Origin of the sequence: Methylobacterium sp. WL116 (assembly GCF_008039455.1) — a bacterium.
Lineage (GTDB): Bacteria > Pseudomonadota > Alphaproteobacteria > Rhizobiales > Beijerinckiaceae > Methylobacterium.
In genome coordinates this window covers 1-2,232 of the sequence record NZ_VRUV01000644.1, presented here as the reverse complement: position 1 = coordinate 2,232, position 2,232 = coordinate 1, and the positions used below count along the sequence as shown (strand labels likewise).

Annotated in this window: 2 protein-coding genes; both read right to left on the bottom strand. The window is 70.4% G+C overall.

From position 1 onward, the window contains the following. A partial coding sequence (gene dnaG, locus FV223_RS25730; RefSeq protein WP_147729596.1) for a DNA primase occupies positions 1 to 1,306 on the bottom strand: 1,306 nt, incomplete at its 3' end. A gap of 200 nt (positions 1,307 to 1,506) precedes the next feature. Beyond that, a complete protein-coding gene (locus FV223_RS25725; RefSeq protein WP_147729595.1) occupies positions 1,507 to 1,968 on the bottom strand; it encodes a GatB/YqeY domain-containing protein in 462 nt (153 codons plus the stop codon). Positions 1,969 to 2,232 lie beyond the last annotated feature (264 nt).

Here is a 2,232-nt window from a genome sequence, read left to right as displayed (position 1 = left end):
CGCCCGGCTGGTAGGCGCCGCGCTGCTGCGTCGCGCCGCGCGGCGAGAGCCCGCGCAACCGCTCCTCAATCTCGTCGCGGTAGTAGCCCCGCACCGTCTCGTCGCGGATGCCGGCGACGAGGCCGCGCAGCGTCTTGGCCAGGCCCGCCCGGCGCTCGGGCGTGTCGGTCGAGCCGGTCTCGACGGCGCGGCTCCACAGCATCTCGACCAGGGGCTTGGCCGCCTCGACCACCTTGTCGATCGCGTCCGAGCCGCCCGAGCGCAGCAGGTCGTCCGGGTCCTGGCCCTCCGGCAGCATCGCGAATCGCAGCGACCGGCCCGGCTCCAGCATCGGCAGCGCCACGTCGAGGGCGCGGAAGGCGGCGCGCTGCCCAGCGCCGTCGCCGTCGAAGCACAGCACGGGCTCGTCGGCATGCCGCCACAGCAACGCCAATTGCTCCTCCGTCAGCGCGGTGCCGAGCGGAGCGACGGTGTTGGCATGGCCCGCCATCGTCATCGCGATGACGTCGACGTAGCCCTCGACAGCGATGATCGTGCCGCGATCGTGGGCGGCCTTCCGCGCCCGGTTCAGGTTGTACAGCACCTGCCCCTTGTGGAAGAGCGGCGTCTCGGGCGAGTTCAGGTACTTCGCCTTGGCGTCCGCCTGCATCGCCCGGCCGCCGAAGGCGATCACCCGGCCGCGCACGTCGGCGATCGGGAAGATGATGCGGTCGCGGAACCGGTCGTAGGGAACGGCGATGTCGTCGCCGGTCACCAGCAGGCCGAGCTCGCCCATCAGCGCCTTGTCGACGTCCTTACCCGCCAAGTGGTCGCGCAGGCCGTAGCGGTCTGCCGGAGCGTAGCCGAGGCGGAAGCTCCTGCGGATCTCGGGGCCGAGCTCGCGCCGGTCGAGGTAGGCGCGGGCGGCCGCCCCCGCGGGCGAGGCCAGCCGCTCCTCGAACCACGCGGTGGCCAGCTCCATCACCTCGATCGCGCCGCGGCGCTTGGTCTCCATCTCGCGGGTGTCGGCGGTGGGAGCCGGCAACGTCACGCCGGCGTCGGCGGCGAGCCGCTCGACGGCTTCCGGGAAGCTCAGCCCTTCGGTCTCGATCAGGAAGCTGAAGATGTCGCCGTGCTTGCCGGACGAGAAGCAGTGGTAGAACTGCTTCTGGTCGTTGACATAGAAGGACGGCGTCTTCTCGGCGTTGAACGGCGACAGCCCACGCCACTCGCGCCCGGCCTTCTTCAGCTTGACCCGCCGGCCGACTACGTCGGAGGCGGGAAGCCGGTTGCGGATCTCTTCGAGGATGTGGGGCGGGTAGCGCACGGAGATGCGGGACTCGAATGTCGTTGGCCGCCGAGTATAGCGCTTTCGGTCCTAACGAGTCCTCCGGGTCGAATCGCCCGATCCAGGCGGCCGGCCGACGCGCCGGATCGACCCTTCGATCGTAACGACTCGCCGCGTCGACGCGGGGCTGCGTGCCAACGCGGAAGCGCGCAGAAAGGACCTCCGTGCCTGAGGTGCCCTCACGCCTTGGCGTTCAGCGACGCCTTTACCAGCCCGCTCGCCTTCGCGAAGTCCATGCGGCCGGCATAGGCGCCCTTCAGCACGGCGATCACCTTGCCCATGTCCTTCGGGCCGGCGGCGCCCGCCTCGGCGATCGCGGCGTCGACGGCGGCCTTGGTCTCGGCCTCGTCCATCTGCCGGGGCAGGTAGCCCTCGATGATCGCGATCTCGGCGCGCTCGTTCTCGGCGAGCTCCGGCCGGCCGCCCTGCTCGTAGACGGAGGCCGATTCGGCGCGCTGCTTGATCATCTTCTGCAGCAGCGCCAGGATCTCGTCGTCGGTCGCCGGCTCCTTGCCGAGCCCGCGCGCCTCGATGTCCTTGTCCTTCAGCGCCGCCTGAATCATGCGGATCGTGGCGAGCTTGGCCTTCTCGCCGGCCTTCATGGCCTCCTTCATCTCGGTGGTGAGGCGGGCGCGCAGCATCGATGTTGTCCTTGTTGTGCAGAAACGGGTGGCTGGCCTGCGGTTTGCAGCGATTGAGCCGCCTTTGACGCGGCCCCACATTGACCCCATCGCCGCGGGCTCGATAAGACCGCGGCACACGATCATCAGCCGCCCGCTCGCGCCGTCTCGACGGCGCCGGTCGAGGCCGGACATAAGCGAGATCACGCCGATGCTGCAAGACAGCGCTTCCGCGCCGAAAGACGGCGCCGCCGCTCAGGCGCGCCCCGCCCCCGCCCCCTGGGC

Coding starts and splice junctions, on each gene's coding strand:
- FV223_RS25725 (WP_147729595.1), bottom strand. CDS start 1,968: ATGCTGCGCGCCCGCCTCACCACCGAGATGAAGGAGGCCATGAAGGCC.